The sequence below is a fragment of the uncultured Campylobacter sp. genome (assembly GCF_937949835.1).
GTDB lineage: Bacteria > Campylobacterota > Campylobacteria > Campylobacterales > Campylobacteraceae > Campylobacter_B.
In genome coordinates, this window is sequence record NZ_CALEDC010000411.1 from 1 (window position 1) to 2832 (window position 2832).

The window sequence follows — 2832 nt, forward strand, 5'->3', positions numbered from 1 at the left end:
TTAACGCGATAGAGTTTCGCGGCAGAATTTTATGCCGCTCGGCGTATCCACTAGAGCGAGCTTTAGGCGATAAAATTTAGGGCAGAGCTGCGGGCAAAATTTTAAATTCTAAGATGAAATTTTGCCCGTTAATCTAGCGTGCGACTATTTCGTCGATCCAGTCAAAAAGTTCATCCAGATCGTAATCGCCGCCGTGTCCTTGCCCCCAAGGCACCGCAAAATCGACGTTTTTGCCAGCATTTTGCAAGCTAAGCGCCAAAATCGCGGGGATCGCAAGCGCCGTATCGCGATCGCTCGCGCCGTGTCGGATGCGGTAAAATTTCGCGCCGTTTCCGCTATGCACGAAGTTCATCGCATCCATCATCTCTACGAGCTGCGCACATGCGATCAGCACCACTTTGGCGGGGTCATTCATCGCGCCAAAATTCGTAAAATGCGCCGCGTTAAATTTGGCGCCGCCAAACAGCTCGTTTTCGGGATTTTCAAGCGCGAAGCCGTCGAATGCGGGCGGGGTCTTGGCGCGCGGCTTGGAGGTCGCGTAGCCCCAAAAAAGCATATGCGATTGGGGTGTATCATCCTTGATCTTGGCGGCGAGGTATAGGGGCGCCTTCGCGCGCGGATTTTTCGCCGCAAAATTAGCAAACGATGCCGATATGAGCCCGTTTATGTAATCTTTGAAGCTGCCGTCGCCGTTTTTATCCAGGCTTAGCGCGCGGCCGCCCCCATCCTTTAAGCTTAGCGAGTTCAGATAGGCGGGGAATTGCGCCTTTAGCTCGTCTGAAATTTTAATCTGCGCTGCGCTTAGTTTGCCGCTAATCGTTTTGCGCGCGGGCTTTGCGGCGCTTTGATTTGCGTCTTTTTTGGATTTTTTTTCAGCGCCGCTAGAATTTTCGCCGCGCTCGTTAAATCCCGCCGCATCAAAGCCGCTAAAATCCATCTTTTCATATTTGCTCTGCGCGCCGAACATCCACTCATACGCCGCGTCCGCGTGCTTTAGATTTGTGATCGGGCAGTATGCGGACGTCGCGTAAATTTTATCGCTCGCCTTCGCAGCGCCCAGCTCCTGCAGATACGGCTCGTACGCGGCCTTGTCCCCGCTCGCGCCCAAAAGCGCCGAGAGCGCTCCGCCCGCGCTCGTGCCGTTTGAGATTATCTTGTTTGCGTCTCCCGGCATCGCCGCGTCGTTAAATTTCAGATACCGCACGGCCGCCTTTAGATCGACGATCGCTGCGGGCGCCTTGCCGATATAATCGCCGCTTGCGTCCTTTAGCGTGCGTCCGCGCGCTGCGGGAGCGGCTACGACGTAACCGCGCGAAAGCGCCGTAGCGATCGCGTTTGGTTTGCCGCTTGCGTCTATTTTGACATCGCCCGCTTCGCCCGGCATGTAGCCGCCCACGCCGTTTGGCAAAAATATCGGCGCGCTCGCGGCGTCAAATTTGCCGCTCTTGCGCCCCTCAAAATACTGCTGCGGGATGAAGATATTCATGCTCTGATAGTGCACGCTTACGGGTTTTGCGACGTAGATTATATTTTTGTAGGCGCGAAATTTTATCTTTTTGCCGCCTACTATCACGCTTTCTTGCGTAAAATTTGCGGCGTTAAATTTCAGATCTATTTGCGCGCTCTGCGTCGCCGCATCCTCGGCGTTTAGGCTTAGCGCGCCGCAAAGTATCGCAGCAGCGCCTAAGGCAAGGGATTTTTTGCTCATTGAAGTATCCTTTCTGTTTTAATATTGCCGCTTTCTAGTCCTTTAAACAGCTTAATGACAAAGCTAATTTTAGCAAAACTCGGCGAATACTTAAATCCGATGCGCGCCTAAATTTTGAAATTTAAACGCAAAGGCATCTGCAAGTTGAAAGGAATTTTAAACTCGAAGTGTTATTTTAGTGGGTATTGCAGGCCGGTGCCGTAAATCCGGCTGCATTAAATTTTGCTCGTTAATTTATAAGCCTGAGCTGTGTTTCGAAGGCGGATTTGGGGTAGAGGCCGATGAGTTTTTTGACCGCTTTGCCGTTTTTATCGTAGATCACCGACGTGGGGGTGCCGAAAATGCCGCCTACGATGGTTTCAAAGTATTTTACGGAGTTTGCGCCGCTGACGCTTGGGAATTTTATCCCCTTTTCGCGAGCGACCGCGGCGTCGGCTTCCAAGCCTTTACCGTCGCCTAAAACGCCGATAATAAGCGCGTCGCCGCTAGCTTGCAGCTCGTTTAGCGCGGGTACTTGGGCTTTGCACGCGCCGCAGCCACTAGTATAGAAAAACAGCACGAACGGCTTGTCGTTGCCCTCGATCTTTAGCGTGCGCTCGGAAGGGTCGAACTTGGAGGCAAGCGAGGTGCCGTCGCTGCTTAGATGGTGCTTCCATCCGTCGCAGCCTGCGAGCAGCAGCGCGAACACGGCGGCAGCAACTTTTAAATTTAAAAATTTCATAATCTGAAATCCATCCTTAAATCTGCTTTTAAATCCGCTAAATTCACTTTTAAATTTGCGTTTGAAATTTTAAAATTTACGGCGCGACCTCTGCCAGAATTTATATCGCGATCTGCATTAGAATTTATGCCGTGACGCATGCCGCGATCCGCGCTAGAATTTATATCGCGGTATGCGTTGAAAATTATATCTCGATCTATGTTGAGGCGCACGTAATTTGCATCCGTGGCGTTTCGGCTTCTAAAATTTAGGTTTTTAAAATTTTTACCCACTCCGCTCGGCTTTGCATCGGCGCTTGATCTTTCGAGGCAAACGGCTTCGGCGGAACGTGCGCAGCAAAGAGCCACGCCTGCTCGCGCAAACTGCAAGCGAACCCAAAAAAAGCGCGGGCGGGCGGTGAAAT

The 2832-nt window shown here is 51.7% G+C and carries 3 protein-coding genes; all 3 read right to left on the bottom strand.

What is annotated here, in order from left to right:
- Positions 1 to 133 precede the first annotated feature (133 nt).
- Positions 134 to 1708 carry a subtype B tannase gene (locus Q0256_RS09275; protein ID WP_297962425.1) on the bottom strand — a complete coding sequence of 525 codons (1575 nt, stop codon included), beginning with the start codon at positions 1706 to 1708 and terminating at the stop codon, positions 134 to 136.
- Positions 1709 to 1937: 229 nt separating this feature from the next.
- Positions 1938 to 2429: a TlpA disulfide reductase family protein gene (locus Q0256_RS09280; protein ID WP_297962427.1), complete on the bottom strand. Its 492-nt coding sequence runs from the start codon at positions 2427 to 2429 to the stop codon at positions 1938 to 1940.
- Positions 2426 to 2832 (bottom strand): hypothetical protein (locus Q0256_RS09285; protein WP_297962429.1); only part of this gene is annotated, 407 nt, incomplete at its 5' end. The genes Q0256_RS09280 and Q0256_RS09285, both read right to left, overlap by 4 nt.